This window comes from Streptomyces sp. NPDC059452 (assembly GCF_042750035.1).
Taxonomy (GTDB): Bacteria; Actinomycetota; Actinomycetes; order Streptomycetales; family Streptomycetaceae; genus Streptomyces.
In genome coordinates this window covers 1-17,671 of record NZ_JBHYVE010000023.1, presented here as the reverse complement: position 1 = coordinate 17,671, position 17,671 = coordinate 1, and the positions used below count along the sequence as shown (strand labels likewise).

Below are 17,671 nucleotides of genomic sequence, written 5' to 3'. Positions count from 1 at the left end.
CCCCCCTGGGGGGCAAGCCCAGGAGGTCCAAGTCGACCGGCCCCGTCCCCCCACTCACCCCCGCAAGTCCCCCAGCCGGGCAAGGACATCGCGCGCCTCTTCCCGCTCCTCGGCGTCGAGTTGCACTGACCCCGCCTCCTCCAGCCAGGCCCGAGCCCCCTCCGTATCACCCATCCTCTGTGCGAGATCCCCACGCAGGACGAGGAGCCGCAACCTCTGTACCGGAGTCGGCTGCTCGTCCTCCAGGTTCAGTGCCCGGTCGATGATCTTGGCGGCGGCCGGGAAGTCCTGCTTGGAGTCCGCGAACAGGTCCGCCGTGTGCAAGGCGCGGGCGAAGGTGTCCTTCGGCGCGGTGGCGGAGGAGGCGGGGTCCTCGTCGTCGGCGTCGTTCATCGTCTGCCCCACCCGGATCGTGTTGCCGGTCGGGTCGGAGATCAGGAACTGCCGTACCCCGTACGACATGTCCTTGAGTGGGCCGACGCGCGGCAGCCCACGCGTCGGAATGCGGCCGTACGTCGCCTTGATGCCCGAGCGGAACGCCGTGTACAGGCCGTCGACGTCCTCGGTGAGTACGTAGCAGCTCGCGTGTGACGTACTGGGGTCGTAGTCCTTGATGCCGTACAGCTGGAGTTCGACGGCACCCCGCTCGACCACCGCGTACGCGTACGGGCTCTTCTGGATGTGCGTCGCTTCGAAACCCAGGGCTGTGTAGAAGTCGACTACCGACTGGAGTAGTTCGGTCCGGCAAGGCAGCAGCGGGATGGTCTTCTCAGTCATACCTCCAGACCCTAGTCAAGTTTGAATAGCTGGGCAACGCTTCCATGACAACGGCCCCGTCAGGTCGATGACCGTGACGGGGCCGCTGGGAGGTTGACGTGTGTCAGGCGGGGAGCTCGCCGTGCTTGACGGCGGTGACGAACCCGGACCAGCCCTGGGGTGAGAAGGTCAGCACAGGGCCGGCGGGGGCCTTGCTGTCGCGTACGGGGACGGTGGTGTGGCCGTCTGCGACCTCAAGGCATTCGCCGTTGGCGCCGCCGCTGTAGCTGGACTTGCGCCATCCGGTCAGGGTCGCGACGTCAGTGGTGGTGGCCTCGGTGCTGTGCATGTTCGTGCTCCTCCGCGATGCTTCTGACGAGCGCCACCGACTTTTGCCGCGAGGCCGCGTCACTCAGGGCGAGAGTGTAGGAGGTGCGGCAAGCGTCAACCAGCGCCGGATCGTCCAGCAGGCGCCCGTTGTAAAGCCCCTCGATGTACGCCAGCGGGGCCGCGTCTGCGAAGGACAGCAGGTAGACCATGCCCTCCAGGAGTGAGTGCGCTCCGGAGGCGAGAGGGAGCACATGCAGGCGGAGGCGGCCCGAATCGGCCATGTCTGCCACCTTGTGCAGTTGCTCCGCCATTACCTGCGGTCCGCCGATGGGGCGCCTGAGTGCACCCTCGTCCAGCAGTGTCCAAGCCTCCGGTGCTGACGGCTTTTCGAGCAACAGGCCTCGTTTGGCGCGGCTGACAACGAGCTCGTCAACCTCCTCCGCGCAGAAGTTCGGGCGGTAGGCCTGGAACACGGCCCGTGAGTACTCCTTCGTCTGGAGCAGCCCGGGGATGAGTGAACCTCCGTACTGACGGATTTCCGTGGCCTCCTGCTCCAGCTCCGCCACCACGCCGAAGTAGTGAGCGAACGCCGGGTCCAGGTCCTCCAGCCACCGTTCGAAGAACCCGTCCGTCCCCAGTGCCCGGTCGATCCGCCGTGCATCGTCCGGGCTCGGCAGTCGTCGTCCCGCCTCGTAGTGGCTGATGAGCGTCGGGGAGCAGACCACCTGCTCGGCCAGCGCCTCCTGCGTCAACCCGGCGGCCATGCGTCGCAGCTTCAGCTCCTCGCCGTACTTCTCCCGTGCCGTACGTGGCCGTCCGTCTGCCTTCATGCGCGCCCAACTCCTCGATCTGACCAGCGTGCTGTCATGCCCGACCCCCTAGAAGCGTAGCCACTCGTGACCCCACTCTGTGATGGGTTCGCTACGGAAAGAAGCGGCTCCCGCGCGTCAGAAGAACGAGAAAGCAGGCTCATATGAAGTACGTCCTTGATCGGCTCCTGAAGCCGGTACTGCGGTTGGTGCACCCCGCGCCGCAGCAACAGCCCCCGCTGGAAACGAACCCGGACCTGAACCCGAATCCGAACGCGTACGTTGGTGGGGTCACCGCCCATCGGACCGGTGAGCGGTCCCCGCGTGGGGAGGACAGCCCCCTGGTGCGCCCGTACTTCGTCGCGTACGAACGTCAGGTCGCCGAGGCGTTGGCGGATGCGCGGCGGCGGCAGCGTATCCGCAGCGGGAGGTTGTGGGTCGCTGTGCGTGGCGTCGAGCTCACGCCCTGCGTCCGGTCGGGAAGCGAGGTCGTCGCATGAGGGCGATCAGTGGGCGCGGCGCCTCCGCCGCACGGTTGCTGCCGTGGACCGGTACGGGGGGCAAGCCCTGCTATCTCGTCGGGGGCGGTACCGGCTATGTGTCGCGGATGGCCGATCAGGCGGAGGAAGTCCAGCTCGACATGGCCTACGAACTGCTCGGGCACACCGACGGTCTGCTGACCGAGCCCGGCGTCACCGCGCCGGAACTCCACTTCCTCGCCAGCCGGTTGAGCGAGTGCCTGGGGCAGGTGCACCGGATCGCGGAGAGCAGGGGGCGCCGACTGGAAGCCGTACTGCCTCAGCCGGACGAGGCCGTGCCCCCTCAGTCGGACAGCGAGATCAGCCCGTAGATCCAGATCCCGAAGAAGACGACGGCCAGGAGCAGGCACCCGATGCCCGCCAAGGCACTGGCCAGCCGGCCGCCTTCCCGCTCGCCGTCCGGCAGATCCCGTACCTCCGCGAGGCCGTCCCACGTGACCGGTCGGCCGAGGGAGTCGGAGGCGGCCGTGCGGAGTTCGGTCAGGCGTTCCGCGGCGAACGGGGTGGGCGCGTCCGACTCCGTGCCGCGCCACGCGATCGCCCGCATCCGGCGTACGGGGGTGGCGTACCGCTCCTCGAAGGCCGCCGTCTCCTCCGGGGAGCGGTCCTCCTCCAGGTACATCCAGCGGCCGGCCTCCGCCGCGTCCCCGTACAGGCGGTAGACCTCGGCCAGGCGGCGGCGGGGTGCGGGCTTGTGGGGATAGGAGGAGGTCAGCCCGCGCAGGCGCTGCCTCGCCACCGGGATGCGTCCGGAGGCGAGGTCCGCTTCCACGCGGGCCAGGGTGTCGTTCAGGGCCATGTGCTCATGATGGGGGCAGGGGAGGGGCCGGACGAGTCAGTTTCACCGGGCCGGGTCGGGTCGGTGAAGGCCGTGCCGTGCTGGGCTGTGTGCCGTGCCGTGCCGGGGCGTGAGTCAGTTGATCAGCGGGCCGAGGTGTGTGGCTCCTGCCGTCCGCCCCGTTCCCTGTTTCGTTCCTCCTCCGCCCGCGCGCCCGTACGCGCCTTCGGCGACATGAACAGCGTCGCCGCCAGTGCCAGGAGCAGCAGCCCCGCGCAGACGTACCCGGAGACCTGCACGCCCACCGCCATCGCCTCGCGGGCCGCCTCCGCCGCCGTGGCCGTACGCGGGTTCTCGGCGAGCGCCCCGATCACCGAACCGGCGCTCTCCGTGACGGCCTCGCCCAGTCGCTCGGCCTCCCCCGGGGCCGCCCCGCCCCGCGTGAGGCGGTCGGTCATCCCGGATGCCAGCGTGCTGAAGAAGAGGGTCGTGAGGAGCGCGATGCCCAGCGCCGAGCCGAGTTCGCGCGCCGCGCTCTGAATGCCCGAGCCCTGACCTGCGCTTCGGGGCGGTACGTCCACCAGCACGATGTTGGTGACCTGCGCCGTGGCGAAGCCGACGCCGATCCCGTACACGAACAGCGCGATCGCGATGAGCCACCAGGCGCTGTCCGTCGAGGCGATCAGGGCCAGCATCGTTAGTCCGGCCGCTTCCAGCACCAGGCCGATGCGCACTTGCGTGAGGGCGGACACCGTCGCCGACATCGGGAAGCTCGCTCCGGAGGCCGCGAAGCTGCCCGCGGCGAGGGCGACCAGGGCCAGGCCCGCCTGGAACGCGCTGTAGCCCAGGGCGAACTGGAGCCAGAGCGGCAGCACCGCGATGATGCCGAACTCGCCCAGCCCGACCATCAGCGTCACGAAGTTGCCGTTGCGGAACGAGCGGATGGAGAAGAGGCCGACGTCCATCAGCGGCTCGCCGCCCGACCGGTCGAGCACCGCCTGCCGCCGCCAGAACGCCCCCAGGGCCAGGGCCGACGCGAGGAAGGCGACCAGGACGGGGGAAGGGCCGCCGCTCCAGGAGAAGCCGCCCGCCTCCAGCGGCTTCGTCGTCATCAGCCAGCCGTGCGTGCGGCCCTCGATCAGGGCGTACGCGAGCAGGCCGAGGCCGGCCGCCGAGAGTACGGCTCCGACGCCGTCGATACGGCCCCGGGTGCGCGGCGACACGTCCAGGTACAGCAGGCCCCCCGCCACGATCAGCGCGACGAGCGGGATGTTGATGCCGAAGGCCCAGCGCCAGGAGAAGTCCGCGAGCCAGCCGCCGAGCAGCGGGCCCACGGCCGCCGCCGCTCCGATGGTTGAGCCCCAGACGGCGAACGCCTGGCCGCGTGCCCGGCCGGAGAACGTGGCGTTCAGCAGGGCCAGGGAGGTGGGCAGGATCATCGCCCCGCCGACGCCCTGGACGAACCGGGCGAGGATCAGCAGCCCGCCGCTGGGCGCGAGGGCGGCCAGCAGGCTCGTCGCGCCGAACACGACGAGGCCCAGCAGGAAGATCCTGCGTGCGCCGTAGAGGTCGCTGAGGCGGCCGGTGACCAGGAGGAGGGCCGCGAAGGTGATCGCGTACGACTCCTGGATCCACTGCGCCTCGGACGAGCCGATGGAGAGGTCCTCGATGATCGGCGCGAGGATCACGTTGACGATCGTGATGTCCACGACGATCAGCGCGACGCCCAGGGCGATGGCGAGCAGGCCGAGCCATTGACGTACGGAGGGAGGGGCTTGGGTCTTCTCGGGCGCGGCCGGTTCTGGGGTGGCCGGTTCCGGGGTGGCCGGTCCGGAGGTGGCCGGTCCGGAGGTGGCTGGTCCGGAAGGTTCGGAGGGTTCGGGCATGGCGCTTCGACTCCCTTGATTGCTTTGTCGTAAAGGTAGTTAGCTTTGTGGCAAAGGTAAAGTGGGCGCGGTAGGTTGTCAAAGCGCGGGAGCAGCGGGAGCAGCGGGGGATGGAACGGGGGATGGAAGGTGGGACAGAGTGATGGCCGACGCTGAGGCGGGACCCGGCACGAGTGGTGGGGGTGACGACGGGACCCGCGTCGACCACCTCATGGACGGCCTCCGGGCCTTCGGCGCCAACTACACCGAGTTCACCCGCCGCTTCGCGACCTGGCTCGGGCTGCACTCCACCGACGCCGTCGCCCTGGTGGAGATCCTGTACGCCGAGGACAAGGGCGCGCCCCTCTCGCCCGCCCGCCTCAGCGAGCGCGTCTCGCTCTCCTCCGGAGCCACCGCCATCCTCCTCAAGCGGCTCGAACAGGCCGGGCACATCGTCCGTACCCGCGAAAGCACCGACCGCCGGGTCGTGACCCTGCGCAGCAGCCCCGGCATCCGGCCGCGCGCCGAGGAGTTCTTCGGGCCGTACGCGGTACGGATGGCCGAGGCGATGGCCGCGTACTCACCGCAGGAGATCCGGCGGTTCGAGGACTTCATCGGCCATCTGAGCTCGACCATGGACGCCCTGCTCGTCGACGAGTACCGGGACGGCGGACCGGCTTCCGCTCCCGACGGCTCCTGACAGGGCTCCGTACCGGGGCTCCGAACCGCGTTGTCAGTGGCACCCGGTAGCGTCGGATCATGTCCAACATGGCCGTCCTCGAAGGGGTCCTGGAGCGGATCACGTACGCCAACGAGGAGAACGGGTACACGGTCGCCCGCGTCGACACCGGGCGCGGAGCCGGCGACCTCCTCACGGTGGTCGGTGCGCTGCTCGGCGCGCAGGTCGGTGAGTCGCTGCGGATGGAGGGCCGTTGGGGCTCCCACTCCCAGTACGGCAAGCAGTTCGTCGTCGAGAACTACACCACCGTCCTGCCCGCCACCATCCAGGGCATCCGCCGCTATCTCGGCTCCGGGCTGATCAAGGGCATCGGGCCGGTGATGGCCGACCGGATCACCACCCACTTCGGCGTCGACACCCTCGACATCATCGAGAACGAACCCAAGCGGCTCGTCGAGGTGCCCGGCCTCGGCCCCAAGCGCACGAAGATGATCGCGGCGGCCTGGGAGGAACAGAAGGCGATCAAGGAGGTCATGGTCTTCCTCCAGGGGGTCGGCGTCTCCACCTCCATCGCCGTCCGCATCTACAAGAAGTACGAGGACGCCTCGATCTCCGTCGTGCGGAACCAGCCCTACCGGCTGGCCGCCGACGTCTGGGGCATCGGGTTCCTCACCGCCGACAAGATCGCGCAGGCGGTCGGCATTCCGCACGACAGCCCCGAGCGGGTCAAGGCGGGCCTTCAGTACGCGCTCTCCCAGTCGTCCGACCAGGGGCACTGCTACCTCCCCGAGGAACGGCTCATCGCGGACGGGGTCAAGCTCCTCCAGGTCGACACCGGGCTCGTGATCGAGTGCCTGGCTGAGCTCGCCGCCGATCCGGAGGGTGTCGTACGGGAGAAGGTGCCGTCCCCCGAGGGCGGTGAGCCGATCACCGCCGTCTATCTGGTGCCGTTCCACCGGGCCGAGCTCTCCCTCGCCGGGCAGGTGCGGCGACTGCTGCGGACCGGGGAGGACCGGATGCCGGCCTTCCAGGACGTGGACTGGGGCAAGGCGCTGGCCTGGCTCGCCACGCGTACGGGGGCTGTTCTGGCCCCCGAGCAGGAGGAGGCCGTACGGCTGGCGCTCAGCCGGAAGGTGGCGGTCCTGACGGGCGGGCCCGGCTGCGGGAAGTCGTTCACCGTACGGTCGATCGTCGAGCTGGCCCGGGCGAAGAAGGCCAAGGTGGTGCTCGCCGCGCCCACGGGGCGGGCCGCCAAGCGGCTGGCCGAGCTGACGGGGGCCGAGGCGTCCACCGTGCACCGGCTGCTCGAACTGAAGCCGGGCGGGGACGCGGCGTACGACCGGGACCGGCCGCTGGATGCCGATCTGGTCGTCGTCGACGAGGCGTCGATGCTCGATCTGCTGCTCGCCAACAAGCTCGTGAAGGCGGTGGCACCCGGTGCCCATCTCCTCCTTGTGGGCGATGTCGACCAGCTTCCCTCGGTCGGCGCGGGGGAGGTGCTGCGCGATCTGCTCGCGGAGGGGGGTCCGGTGCCCGCCGTCCGGCTGACACAGATCTTCCGGCAGGCCCAGCAGTCGGGGGTGGTCACCAACGCCCACCGGATCAACGCCGGGCAGCCGCCGCTCACCGAGGGGCTGAGCGACTTCTTCCTCTTCGTGGAGGACGAGACGGCGGACGCGGGCAAGCTCGCCGTGGATGTGGCGGCCCGCCGCATTCCGGCCAAGTTCGGGCTCAACCCCCGCCGTGACGTGCAGGTCCTCGCGCCGATGCACCGGGGCCCGGCGGGCGCGGGGGAGCTGAACGGGCTGCTCCAGCAGGCCATCACCCCGGGCCGCCCCGACCTCCCCGAGAAGCGGTTCGGCGGCCGGGTCTTCCGGGTCGGCGACAAGGTCACCCAGATCCGCAACAACTACGACAAGGGCGAGAACGGCGTCTTCAACGGCACGGTCGGCGTCGTCACGGGCCTCGACATCGACGAACAGAAGCTCACCGTCCGCACCGACGAGGACGAGGAGATCGGCTACGACTTCGACGAGCTGGACGAGCTGGCCCACGCGTACGCCATGACCATCCACCGCTCCCAGGGCAGCGAGTATCCGGCCGTCGTCATCCCCGTCACCACCAGCGCCTGGATGATGCTCCAGCGCAACCTGCTCTACACCGCCGTGACCAGGGCCAAGAAGCTCGTCGTGCTGGTCGGGTCGCGTAAGGCGATCGGCCAGGCCGTCCGCACGGTTTCCGCAGGCAGGCGCTGTACGGCACTGGATTTCCGGCTCCGAGGCGGCTCAGGAGAAGACTTCTCGTGACCCCTGCACAAAAATGATCGATCAAATCGGTGGGAAACATCACGGAGGTCTTCCGGAACCGCAGTCAAGGGGGCAGGATGAGTAAGTTGGCGGCACTCAGTGCCGCCAGTAGGTCCAATGGACGACCCCGAGTGCACTCTCCTGAGCCGAATGGGGGAGGGTGGAGACAGTCAGGGCACCTCGAAGAAGAGGCACTACGTCGGTGAGGGATGACGTGAGCGAGCACACCAACAACGCTGTAGTACTGCGGTACGGCGATGACGAGTACACCTACCCGGTGATCGACAGCACCGTCGGCGACAAGGGCTTCGACATCGGGAAGCTCCGGGCCAATACCGGCCTGGTGACGCTGGACAGCGGATACGGCAACACCGCCGCCTATAAATCCGCCATCACGTACCTCGACGGTGAGCAGGGCATTCTGCGCTACCGCGGATACCCGATCGAGCAGCTCGCCGAGCGCTCGTCGTTCCTTGAGGTCGCGTACACGCTGATCAACGGCGACCTCCCCAAGGTCGACGAGCTGGCGGACTTCAAGAACGAGATCACCCAGCACACGCTGCTCCACGAGGACGTCAAGCGGTTCTTCGACGGCTTCCCGCGTGACGCCCACCCGATGGCCATGCTGTCCTCGGTCGTCAGCGCGCTGTCCACGTTCTACCAGGACAGCCACAACCCGTTCGACGAGGAGCAGCGCCACCTCTCGACGATCCGCCTGCTGGCCAAGCTGCCGACGATCGCCGCGTACGCGTACAAGAAGTCGATCGGGCACCCCTTCGTCTACCCGCGCAACGACCTCGGGTACGTCGAGAACTTCCTGCGCATGACCTTCTCGGTCCCCGCCCAGGAGTACGAGCTGGACCCGGTCGTCGTCTCGGCGCTGGACAAGCTGCTCATCCTGCACGCGGACCACGAGCAGAACTGTTCGACCTCCACCGTGCGTCTGGTCGGCTCCTCGCAGGCGAACATGTTCGCCTCGATCTCCGCCGGGATCTCGGCGCTGTGGGGCCCCCTGCACGGTGGCGCCAACCAGTCGGTGCTGGAGATGCTGGAAGGCATCCAGGCCAACGGCGGCGATGTCGACTCCTTCATCCGCAAGGTGAAGAACAAGGAGGACGGCGTCCGCCTGATGGGCTTCGGCCACCGGGTGTACAAGTCCTTCGACCCGCGCGCCAAGATCATCAAGGCTGCCGCGCACGACGTGCTGTCCGCGCTCGGCAAGTCCGACGAGCTGCTCGACATCGCGCTCAAGCTGGAGGAGCACGCGCTCTCCGACGAGTACTTCGTCTCGCGCAACCTCTACCCCAACGTGGACTTCTACACCGGTCTGATCTACCGGGCCATGGGCTTCCCGACCGAGATGTTCACCGTGCTCTTCGCGCTCGGCCGCCTTCCGGGCTGGATCGCCCAGTGGCACGAGATGATCAAGGAGCCGGGTTCGCGCATCGGCCGCCCGCGCCAGATCTACACCGGCGAGGTCCTGCGCGACTTCGTCCCGGTCGAGGGTCGCTGACCCGACCACCGCCGGCCGGGGGTCGCTGACCCGGACCACCGCCGGTCGAGGGTCGCTGACCCGGCCTCGTATTGCCCTGTAGTGCCCGGCCTCTTCGGCCGACTGCCTTCGCCCCGCGTACCGCGCTTTGCATCGACAGAGCGCGGTGTCCGGGGCGATTCGGCGTTCAGGGGGCTGTAGGGCGCCTTGAGCGAGGCCGTAGTGCCTGAACGGGGCCCGAGCGCTCTGAACGGGGCCCGTACATTGCGAGAAACGCCCCGCCGCCGATCCCCCCACGGGTCGACGGTCAGGGCGCTTCCCATATCCCGGAGCGGATTCCCCCCACGGGATCCGGCCGGGCGTCTTTGCAGGGAGCCGAAGCTCCCGTTGTTGTGCTGCGGTCTGCCGGGGAACGTACGCACGGGAGGGCCGCTCAAAGCTCCCCGGTGCACGTGCCCCGGCTCAAACGCTTGCCACAGGAGCGTCCCCCAAGACACTCCATCGGACGTCCCCCAAGACATCCTTGGCATCGCACTCTAAGACTCGCGAACCCACCGGATGGTTACCCCAAGAACGGTGTGATCTAAATCTCTTTGTGGAAGTTACGTGAAGGCACGCAACCGGAGGCTGTTCGTGACGACGAACACGGACGAAAACGCCATGGCGGCTCCCGCGATCATAGGGTTGAGCAGGCCACTTGCAGCCAGGGGCAGTGCCGCGACGTTGTACCCGAAGGCCCAGAAGAGGTTGCCCCTGATAGTGGCCAGAGTACGCCTGGAAAGGCGGATTGCGTCAGCGGTCACCTTGAGATCTCCACGAACCAGGGTGAGATCGCTCGCCTCGATCGCCGCATCCGTCCCCGTACCCATCGCCAGCCCCAGGTCTGCCGTCGCCAGGGCCGCCGCGTCGTTGACCCCGTCGCCGACCATCGCGACGCTCCGGCCGTCCGCCTGGAGGCGCTTGACGATGTCCACCTTGTCCTCGGGCATGACCTCCGCGTACACCTCGTCGATGCCCACCTCGCGGGCCACGGCGTCGGCCACCGCCCGGTTGTCGCCGGTCAGGAGGACGGGCCGCAGCCCCAGGGCGCGGAGCTCCGCCACGGCGGCCGCACTGCCCTCCTTGACGGCGTCGGCCACCCCGAGCACGCCCCGCGCCTCCCCGTCCCAGGCGACGACCACCGCTGTACGTCCCTGAGCCTCGGCCTCCGCGAGGGCGGCGGCCAGCTCCGGAGGGAGGGTGATGCCCGCGTCGGTCAGGAGGCGGGGGCGGCCGACGAGGACGGCATGGCCCTCGACGACACCCTGGACGCCGAGTCCGGGGATGTTGGTGAAGTCGTCGGGGGTGGGGAGGGGGTAGGGGCCGGTGAGGCGTTCGGTGGCGCCTGTGGCGACGGCCTGGGCGATGGGGTGTTCGGAGGCGTGTTCCAGGGCTCCGGCCAGGCGTAGGACGTCGTTCTCGTCCGTGCCTTCGGCGGTGTGGACGGCGAGGAGGGTCATCTTCCCCGTCGTCACCGTGCCGGTCTTGTCGAGGACGATGGTGTCGGCGCGGCGGGTGGTTTCGAGGACTTCGGGGCCCTTGATGAGGATGCCGAGTTGGGCGCCGCGTCCGGTGCCGACCATGAGGGCGGTCGGGGTGGCCAGTCCCAGCGCGCAGGGGCAGGCGATGATCAGGACGGCGACGGCGGCGGTGAAGGCTGCCGTGAGTCCGGCGCCGCTGCCGAGCCAGAAGCCCAGCGTCCCCAGGGACAGGGCGATCACGATCGGGACGAAGACGGCGGAGATGCGGTCGGCGAGGCGTTGGGCGGCGGCTTTGCCGTTCTGGGCGTCCTCGACGAGGCGGGCCATGCGGGCGAGCTGGGTGTCGGAGCCGATGCGGGTGGCTTCGACGACGAGGCGGCCTCCGGCGTTGATCGTGGCGCCGGTGACGGAGTCGCCCGTACCGACCTCCACGGGTACGGACTCGCCGGTCAGCATCGAGGCGTCCACGGCGGAGCTGCCCTCGACGACCCTGCCGTCGGTCGCGATCTTCTCCCCGGGGCGTACGACGAAGCGGTCACCGACGGCGAGCCGGTCGGCGGGGACGCGTACCTCCGTACCGTCCCTGAGTACGGCGACGTCCTTGGCGCCCAGGTGCATCAGCGCCCGCAGCGCGGAACCTGCCTTCCGCTTCGCCCGCGCCTCCAGGTAGCGGCCCAGCAGGATGAACGTGATGACCCCGGCCGCGACCTCCAGGTAGATCGTGGAGCTCGCGTCGGCGCGCGAGACGGTCAGGTCGAACCCGTGCCGCATGCCCGGCATCCCGGCGTCGCCGAGGAACAGGGCCCACAGCGACCAGCCGAAGGCGGCGAGGGTGCCCATCGAGACCAGGGTGTCCATGGTGGCCGTGCCGTGCCGGAGGTTGGTCCAGGTGGCGCGGTGGAAGGGCAGCCCGCCCCAGATGACGACGGGGGCGGCGAGGGTCAGGGAGAGCCACTGCCAGTTGTCGAACTGGAGGGCCGGGACCATCGCGAGCAGGACGACGGGGACGCTGAGGACGGCGGAGACGACGACCCGCTGCCGGAGGGCGGCGAGGGAGGCGGCCTGTTCCGCTTCGGCGGATTCTCCTTGTGCGGGGGCTGGTTCGGGCTCCTGGGCCTTGGCGTACGCCTGGGCCTGCTTCTCCTCCTTCGGTTCCGCTTCCGGCTCCTCCCGCTCCTCCCGCTCCTCCCGCTTCTCCTGCTTCTCTCGCTTTGGAGGTGCGGTGGGGCGGGCCGTGTAGCCGGTCTTCTCGACCGTCGCGACGAGGTCCGTCAGTTCCAGCCCCTCGGCGAAGGTGACGCGGGCCTTCTCGGTCGCGTAGTTCACCGTGGCGGTGACGCCGTCCATCCGGTTGAGCTTCTTCTCGACGCGGGCGGCGCACGAGGCGCACGTCATCCCGCCGATCATGAGCTCGGCCTCGGAGGCGTTCGCGGCCGGGGCCCCGGCTGCTGCTGTGCTGGCCATGTCCGAACTCCTGGGTAACGCAGATCGGGCCGTACCCCACCAGTATCTGCTGGTGGGCCCGGCCCGACGGTAAAAGGGATGGCGCGGTGGGGTGCCGGCGTTCAGGCGGCCCGGCCGACGAGCTCGTAACCGGCCTCGTCGACGGCGGCGCGTACGGCGTCCTCGGCCAGCGGGGCCTTGGAGGAGACGGTGACCCGGCCGGTGGCGGCGACGGCCTCGACGGACGTCACGCCCCCGAGCGCGGAGATCTCCTCCGACACGGCGCCTTCGCAGTGGCCGCAGGTCATGCCCTTCACCTCGTACACCGTGGTGACCGAGTCCGTCGGCTCGATCTGCACGTCGGCGGCGCCGCCGTGGCAGGAACCGGTGGGCGAGCAGCAGGAGCCGGTGGACTGGGTGGTGGGCTCGGTCTCGGCGGTCATGGCGTTCTCCTCTTCGGCAGACACAAGTTCGTCGGCGCGGCTTCGGTCAACACGTCTTCGGTCGACGCGTTCTGGTGGCATACGCGTGTGGCGTTCGGGGCCACAGGGGTGCCCGGGGCGCCTCACTCACTCCATACTATACCCCTAGGGGGTATTGATCGGGTGTGGGCACGCCGGGGCCGATGAGGGCGCGCCAGGCGCGCCAGGCGTGCCGGGTGTGCCAGGCATGCCAGGTGTGCAGGGCGTGCCGGGTGTGCAGGGCGTGCCGGGTGTGTCGACCGACTGCCTCGGTGCTGAAGCGGCCCCTGGGTGCTAAGCGGTGCCGCCTCCCCGGGCGTGCGGGGCCAGGTGTGGCGAATCGTCGCCGATCAGGGGGTCCAGGTAGCGGAACATGAGCGTCTTCAGCTCGCGGATGTAGGCGTCGCGCTCCTCGTCCTCGTGGGCCATGATCAGGTCGAGCCCGGCCTTGAATGCCATGAACGTCATCTCGGCGACCCGGTGGACCTGGGTGGCGGGGACGTTCACGACGTAGTTGACGAGGATCTCCTCGACCCGGCTCAGCATGGTGGCGTGGAGGGTGTCGTGTTCCTCGGTGATCTGGCCGGGGATCTCCGAGCCGTGCATCAGGACGGAGAACGCCGGGTTCTCGCAGTTGAACGCGATCAGCGGGTCGAGAACGGCGTCCAGCATCCGGTTGAGCGGCAGCTCGATGTGGCTCGGGGTGAAGGCCGCTCCGTAGGTGTCGCGCCAGCGGTCGAGCAGCTGGTCGCCGAGCTCGACGGCGATGGCCTCCTTGTTCGGGAAGAACTGGTACAGCGTGCCCGGTGACACGCCGGCCTCGCGGGCGATGGCGTTGGTGCTGGACGCGGTGTAACCGCTGGTGCAGAAGACGTTGGCGGCGGCCTGGAGCAGTTGGGCGATACGGGCTTCGCCACGGGCCTGACGGCGGCGTGGGCGGGCGGTCCCCGCAGTGCCTCCGTCGCCTCCGTTGCCTCCGTTGCCCCCGTCGCCTGCGGGTTTCCTGGCTGCGCCGTCCCCTGCGGCGCCCTTCTTGGCTCTGGCCTCCGGCACGGCAAATCCCCAGCTTTCGTGATGCGTTTGACAAACGCGAGTACTCGCTCGCATTCTTGTGAAACGCGAGCGATCACTCGTGTTTGCCAGTGTAAGTGGCAATGACTGACCCATGCTGCCCTGAGCTGCCGGGTCTCGGTGAAGGGGACACCGCACCATGTCCGAAGTCAACGGTCCGTCCGGTACGGCTGGGGGGCCATCCGGTACGGCAGGGTCGTCCGGTCCGTCCGGTCCGTCCGGCCCGCCGCCCGTCGGGGGCTGGACCCGGTTCGTCACCGCCCGGCCCCGGCTCGCCCTGCTGGCCGCCCTGGTGATCACCGCCCTCGCCGTGTTCGCCGGGAGCGGGGTGGCCGACCGGATGGGCAGCGGCGGCTGGCAGGCCCCCGACGCCGAGTCGTCGTACGCCACCGAGGCGCTGGAGCGGGAGTTCCCGGCCTCTCAGCCCAACCTGCTCCTGCTGGTGGACGGCGGTACGGCCTCCGTCGACGATCCGGCGGTGGCCGCCGAGGCGGCGCGGATCACCGAGCGGCTCACCGGTGAACCGGGCATATCCGGCGTCACGTCGTACTGGCAGACCAAGGCGCCCGGCCTGCGCGCCGAAGATGGCCGGGAGGCGATCATCGCGGCCCGGATAGGGGGCGATGAGACCGAGGCCGGGGAGACCCTTGAACGGATCGCTCCCGCCTTCGCCGGGGAGAGCGGGCCGGTGACGGTCTCCGTGGGTGGTCCGGTCGCCGTCCAGCACGAGATGCAGGAGATCATCCAGGAGGACCTGCTGCGGGCCGAGCTCATCGCCCTGCCGGTGACGCTCATCCTGCTGGTCATGGTCTTCGGCAGCGCGATCGCCGCCATGCTGCCGCTCCTGGTCGGCATCGTCGCCATCCTCGGCACCAACGCCGTGCTGCGCGGCCTGACCGAGTTCACCGATGTCTCGGTCTTCGCCATGAACCTCACCACGGCCCTCGGCCTCGGCCTGGCCATCGACTACGCCCTGTTCATCGTCCGCCGCTTCCGCGAGGAGCTGGACGCCGGGGCCGACCCCCGGACGGCGGTCGGCACGACGCTGCGCACGGCCGGACGCACGGTGCTCTTCTCCGCGCTGACGGTGGCCGTGTCCCTGTCCGCGATGCTCGTCTTCCCGCAGTACTTCCTCCGGTCCTTCGCCTACGCCGGGATCGCCGTGGTCCTGCTCGCCGCGGCCGCCGCACTGATCCTGCTCCCCGCCGCACTCCTGCTGCTGGGCCCCCGGGTCAACGCGCTCGACCTGCGCCGCCTGCTGCGCCGCAGGAAGAAGGGGGCGGCAGCCGCGGAAGCCACCCTCAAGGAGCCCGGCAGGGGATGGGCGCGCTTCGGCGGGCTGGTGATGCGCAGGGCACCCGTGTTCGCCATCGTCACGGCAGTCGGACTCGTCCTCCTCGGACTGCCCTTCCTGGGGGTCAAGTTCGGTACGGCGGACGACCGCCAGCTCCCCGTCGGCGCCGAGTCCCGGGTCGTCCAGGAGCACATCCGTGAGGGCTTCCCCGGCAGCCCCGGCGGCGGTCTGGAGATGCTGGTCGAGGGGGAGGGGACGCCCGCCGCGTACGAGGCCCTCAAGGGCCGGATCGAGCAGGTCCCGGGCGTGCTGCGGGTCGACGGCCCGGTCACGGCGGGGTCGGTCGCGTACTTCAGCGTGCTGCCGGAGGGCGAAGCGGTGGGGCAGGACACCCAGCAGCTCGTACGGGATCTGCGCGCGATGCCCGCCGACTCCTTCGACACCTCGGTGACGGGCACGGCGGCCGTCCTGGTCGACTCCAAGGACGCCATAGCCGACCGGCTGCCCTGGGCGATCGCCATCATCGTGGTGGTGACGCTGCTCCTGGTCTTCCTGCTCACCGGCAGCGTGCTCATCCCGATCCAGGCGGTCGCGCTCAACGCCCTCAGCCTGACGGCGATGTTCGGGGCGGTGGTCTGGGTCTTCCAGGACGGGAACCTCTCCGGAATCCTCGCCTTCACCAGTACCGGAGACATCGAGACGACACTGCCCGTCCTGATGTTCTGCGTCGCCTTCGGACTCTCCATGGACTACGGGGTCTTCCTGCTCTCCCGGATCAAGGAGGAGTACGACCGGACCGGCGACCACGAACGCTCGATCACCTTCGGGCTGTCCCGCACCGGCGGTCTGATCACCGCGGCCGCCGTGATCCTCGCGGTCGTGATGGTCGCCATCGGCACCTCACGGGTCACCAACACCAAGATGCTGGGGCTCGGGATCGCCCTCGCCGTCCTGATGGACGCCATGGTGGTCCGCAGCCTGCTGGTCCCCGCGGTGATGAAGCTGACGGGCCGCGCCACCTGGTGGGCCCCGAAGCCACTGCGCGCCTTCCACCAGAAGTTCGGCCTCAGCGAAGGGGAGTCGGCCCCGGCGCCTTCCGGTACGCGGGGTGGGCCCGGCAGCGGCCCGGGTGAGCCCACGGCCGACGGGGAGATACCCGAAACGGGGACCCGGGACGGGGAGAAGGTCACCGCGGGGGCGTAGGAGGAGCCCCCTTGCGGGGCCGCCCCGGGAATCCGTTCAGAAACGGCTCCCGGGGCGGCCCCGCAAGGCCTTCCGACGGGCCGCGGCGGGCATGCGGAGGGCTTGGCGGCAGGAGCGGAGGGGGTGGTGGTCACCGGGCCGGCCGCAGTGCCTTCAGGCGCCCCCAGCGCGATCGCCGAAAGGGCTGTGACCTGGTCTTTCTTTCAGTCGATTCCTAAAATTGGCGTATGGGGAAAGAGGGCCGGATGGACCGGAACATCCGCACGACGGACGACGTACTGACGCTCCTGGACGGCCTGTTCGGGCCCGAAGCGCACCGCTGGACGGGCAAAGCCGCTTCCTGGTGGGACGACTTCTATGTGGACCGCTCGAAGCCGGTGCCGTTCTTCGTGGACAAGCCGGACGAGAACCTTGTCTCGTACGTCGACCGGGGGCTGGTCACGCCGGGACGCGCGCTTGAACTCGGCTGCGGTCCCGGGCGCAACGCGCACGTGCTGGCCTCGTACGGCTTCGACGTCACCGCGATCGACCTCTCCCCGGCGGCGATCGCCTGGGCCGAGGAGCGCGCCGAAGTGGCCGAAGTAGCCGAAGTGGCCGAAGTGGCTGAAGTAGCCGAAGTACCGGGAGCCGGGGCCCGGTTCCACTGCGGTGACGCCTTCGTCCTGACGGCGGAGGGGGCGGAGCTGGCGGGCCCGTACGACCTGATCTATGACTCCGGGTGCTTCCACCACCTGCCGCCCCACCGCCGTATCAGCTACCTCGCTCTCCTCGATCGCTGCCTCGCCCCCGGCGGCCATTTCGCGCTCACCTGCTTCGCGGCGGGGGAGGGCGGCATGGGCTCCGAGCTGCCGGACGCGGAGCTCTACCGCCGGGGGAGCCTTGAGGGTGGACTCGCCTACACCGCCGAGGAGTTGCGCCGCATCTTCTCCGCCCCCTCCGACCCCTCCGACCCCTCTGACTCCTTCGACCTGACGGAGGTCGAGCTGCGCCGTATGCGCGACGAGGCGCCCGACTCCCCGGTCTTCGGTGAGTCCTACCTTTCAAGGGTGGTCGCTCTGGTCATTCGTAAGATCGGAGGGCCCAGGGGTTCTGGGTATGGCTGTCATCGGGGCGCCGTTGGCAAGG

Annotated in this window: 14 protein-coding genes; 6 read left to right on the top strand and 8 right to left on the bottom strand. The window is 69.5% G+C overall.

Going from position 1 to position 17,671, the window contains the following annotated elements; translation table 11 throughout:
• Nucleotides 1-54 precede the first annotated feature (54 nt).
• The 3 genes from ACFW9Z_RS26835 to ACFW9Z_RS26825 all read right to left on the bottom strand — a co-directional run bounded on the left by ACFW9Z_RS26835 (nucleotide 55) and on the right by ACFW9Z_RS26825 (nucleotide 1,916).
• On the bottom strand, nucleotides 55-777 hold the full coding sequence (locus ACFW9Z_RS26835; protein ID WP_384645125.1) for a VOC family protein: 723 nt from the start codon (nucleotides 775-777) through the stop codon (nucleotides 55-57).
• A 103-nt stretch (nucleotides 778-880) separates the two neighbouring features.
• Nucleotides 881-1,105 (bottom strand): DUF397 domain-containing protein, encoded by a 225-nt coding sequence (locus tag ACFW9Z_RS26830; RefSeq protein WP_384645124.1) that lies wholly within the window; start codon nucleotides 1,103-1,105, stop codon nucleotides 881-883.
• Complete coding sequence (locus tag ACFW9Z_RS26825; protein ID WP_384645123.1) at nucleotides 1,077-1,916, bottom strand: Scr1 family TA system antitoxin-like transcriptional regulator; 840 nt, start codon at nucleotides 1,914-1,916, stop codon at nucleotides 1,077-1,079. The genes ACFW9Z_RS26830 and ACFW9Z_RS26825 overlap by 29 nt, the downstream gene beginning before the upstream one ends.
• Before the next feature lie 475 nt (nucleotides 1,917-2,391).
• On the opposite strand from ACFW9Z_RS26825, the gene ACFW9Z_RS26820 reads away from it, so the two are divergent.
• On the top strand, nucleotides 2,392-2,745 hold the full coding sequence (locus ACFW9Z_RS26820; RefSeq protein ID WP_384645122.1) for a hypothetical protein: 354 nt from the start codon (nucleotides 2,392-2,394) through the stop codon (nucleotides 2,743-2,745).
• Here ACFW9Z_RS26820 and ACFW9Z_RS26815 read toward each other — a convergent pair.
• Both ACFW9Z_RS26815 and ACFW9Z_RS26810 read right to left on the bottom strand, forming a co-directional pair.
• Nucleotides 2,718-3,233 carry a DUF6584 family protein gene (locus tag ACFW9Z_RS26815; protein ID WP_384645121.1) on the bottom strand — a complete coding sequence of 172 codons (516 nt, stop codon included), beginning with the start codon at nucleotides 3,231-3,233 and terminating at the stop codon, nucleotides 2,718-2,720. The two genes, ACFW9Z_RS26820 and ACFW9Z_RS26815, sit on opposite strands and share 28 nt — an antisense overlap.
• A 122-nt stretch (nucleotides 3,234-3,355) precedes the next feature.
• Nucleotides 3,356-5,098 carry an MFS transporter gene (locus ACFW9Z_RS26810; protein ID WP_384645120.1) on the bottom strand — a complete coding sequence of 581 codons (1,743 nt, stop codon included), beginning with the start codon at nucleotides 5,096-5,098 and terminating at the stop codon, nucleotides 3,356-3,358.
• A gap of 142 nt (nucleotides 5,099-5,240) precedes the next feature.
• Between ACFW9Z_RS26810 and ACFW9Z_RS26805 the strand changes: the two genes are divergently transcribed.
• The 3 genes from ACFW9Z_RS26805 to ACFW9Z_RS26795 all read left to right on the top strand — a co-directional run bounded on the left by ACFW9Z_RS26805 (nucleotide 5,241) and on the right by ACFW9Z_RS26795 (nucleotide 9,575).
• A complete protein-coding gene (locus ACFW9Z_RS26805; RefSeq protein WP_384645119.1) occupies nucleotides 5,241-5,777 on the top strand; it encodes a MarR family winged helix-turn-helix transcriptional regulator in 537 nt (178 codons plus the stop codon).
• A gap of 59 nt (nucleotides 5,778-5,836) precedes the next feature.
• Nucleotides 5,837-8,062, top strand: a complete 2,226-nt coding sequence (locus ACFW9Z_RS26800; protein WP_384645118.1) for an ATP-dependent RecD-like DNA helicase — start codon at nucleotides 5,837-5,839, stop codon at nucleotides 8,060-8,062.
• 214 nt (nucleotides 8,063-8,276) lie between these two features.
• On the top strand, nucleotides 8,277-9,575 hold the full coding sequence (locus ACFW9Z_RS26795; RefSeq protein ID WP_084746346.1) for a citrate synthase: 1,299 nt from the start codon (nucleotides 8,277-8,279) through the stop codon (nucleotides 9,573-9,575).
• Between the two features lie 581 nt (nucleotides 9,576-10,156).
• Here ACFW9Z_RS26795 and ACFW9Z_RS26790 read toward each other — a convergent pair.
• From ACFW9Z_RS26790 to ACFW9Z_RS26780, 3 genes are all read right to left on the bottom strand, one after another.
• The gene (locus ACFW9Z_RS26790; RefSeq protein WP_384645117.1) at nucleotides 10,157-12,538 is read right to left on the bottom strand and encodes a heavy metal translocating P-type ATPase; all 2,382 of its coding nucleotides are present in this window, start codon (nucleotides 12,536-12,538) and stop codon (nucleotides 10,157-10,159) included.
• Nucleotides 12,539-12,639: 101 nt separating this feature from the next.
• A complete protein-coding gene (locus ACFW9Z_RS26785; RefSeq protein WP_384645116.1) occupies nucleotides 12,640-12,960 on the bottom strand; it encodes a heavy-metal-associated domain-containing protein in 321 nt (106 codons plus the stop codon).
• A 312-nt stretch (nucleotides 12,961-13,272) separates the two neighbouring features.
• Nucleotides 13,273-14,031 (bottom strand): TetR family transcriptional regulator, encoded by a 759-nt coding sequence (locus ACFW9Z_RS26780; RefSeq protein WP_384645115.1) that lies wholly within the window; start codon nucleotides 14,029-14,031, stop codon nucleotides 13,273-13,275.
• Nucleotides 14,032-14,188: 157 nt separating this feature from the next.
• Between ACFW9Z_RS26780 and ACFW9Z_RS26775 the strand changes: the two genes are divergently transcribed.
• Both ACFW9Z_RS26775 and ACFW9Z_RS26770 read left to right on the top strand, forming a co-directional pair.
• Nucleotides 14,189-16,546 (top strand): MMPL family transporter, encoded by a 2,358-nt coding sequence (locus tag ACFW9Z_RS26775; RefSeq protein WP_384645114.1) that lies wholly within the window; start codon nucleotides 14,189-14,191, stop codon nucleotides 16,544-16,546.
• Between the two features lie 245 nt (nucleotides 16,547-16,791).
• The coding region (locus ACFW9Z_RS26770; RefSeq protein ID WP_384645224.1) for a class I SAM-dependent methyltransferase at nucleotides 16,792-17,671 on the top strand (880 nt) is incomplete at its 3' end.

Bases quoted from the DNA above. Each gene is read 5' to 3' on its own strand.
- ACFW9Z_RS26835 (WP_384645125.1), bottom strand. From the start codon at position 777: ATGACTGAGAAGACCATCCCGCTGCTGCCTTGCCGGACCGAACTACTC.
- ACFW9Z_RS26830 (WP_384645124.1), bottom strand. From the start codon at position 1,105: ATGCACAGCACCGAGGCCACCACCACTGACGTCGCGACCCTGACCGGA.
- ACFW9Z_RS26825 (WP_384645123.1), bottom strand. From the start codon at position 1,916: ATGAAGGCAGACGGACGGCCACGTACGGCACGGGAGAAGTACGGCGAG.
- ACFW9Z_RS26820 (WP_384645122.1), top strand. From the start codon at position 2,392: ATGAGGGCGATCAGTGGGCGCGGCGCCTCCGCCGCACGGTTGCTGCCG.
- ACFW9Z_RS26815 (WP_384645121.1), bottom strand. From the start codon at position 3,233: ATGGCCCTGAACGACACCCTGGCCCGCGTGGAAGCGGACCTCGCCTCC.
- ACFW9Z_RS26810 (WP_384645120.1), bottom strand. From the start codon at position 5,098: ATGCCCGAACCCTCCGAACCTTCCGGACCAGCCACCTCCGGACCGGCC.
- ACFW9Z_RS26805 (WP_384645119.1), top strand. From the start codon at position 5,241: ATGGCCGACGCTGAGGCGGGACCCGGCACGAGTGGTGGGGGTGACGAC.
- ACFW9Z_RS26800 (WP_384645118.1), top strand. From the start codon at position 5,837: ATGTCCAACATGGCCGTCCTCGAAGGGGTCCTGGAGCGGATCACGTAC.
- ACFW9Z_RS26790 (WP_384645117.1), bottom strand. From the start codon at position 12,538: ATGGCCAGCACAGCAGCAGCCGGGGCCCCGGCCGCGAACGCCTCCGAG.
- ACFW9Z_RS26785 (WP_384645116.1), bottom strand. From the start codon at position 12,960: ATGACCGCCGAGACCGAGCCCACCACCCAGTCCACCGGCTCCTGCTGC.
- ACFW9Z_RS26775 (WP_384645114.1), top strand. From the start codon at position 14,189: ATGTCCGAAGTCAACGGTCCGTCCGGTACGGCTGGGGGGCCATCCGGT.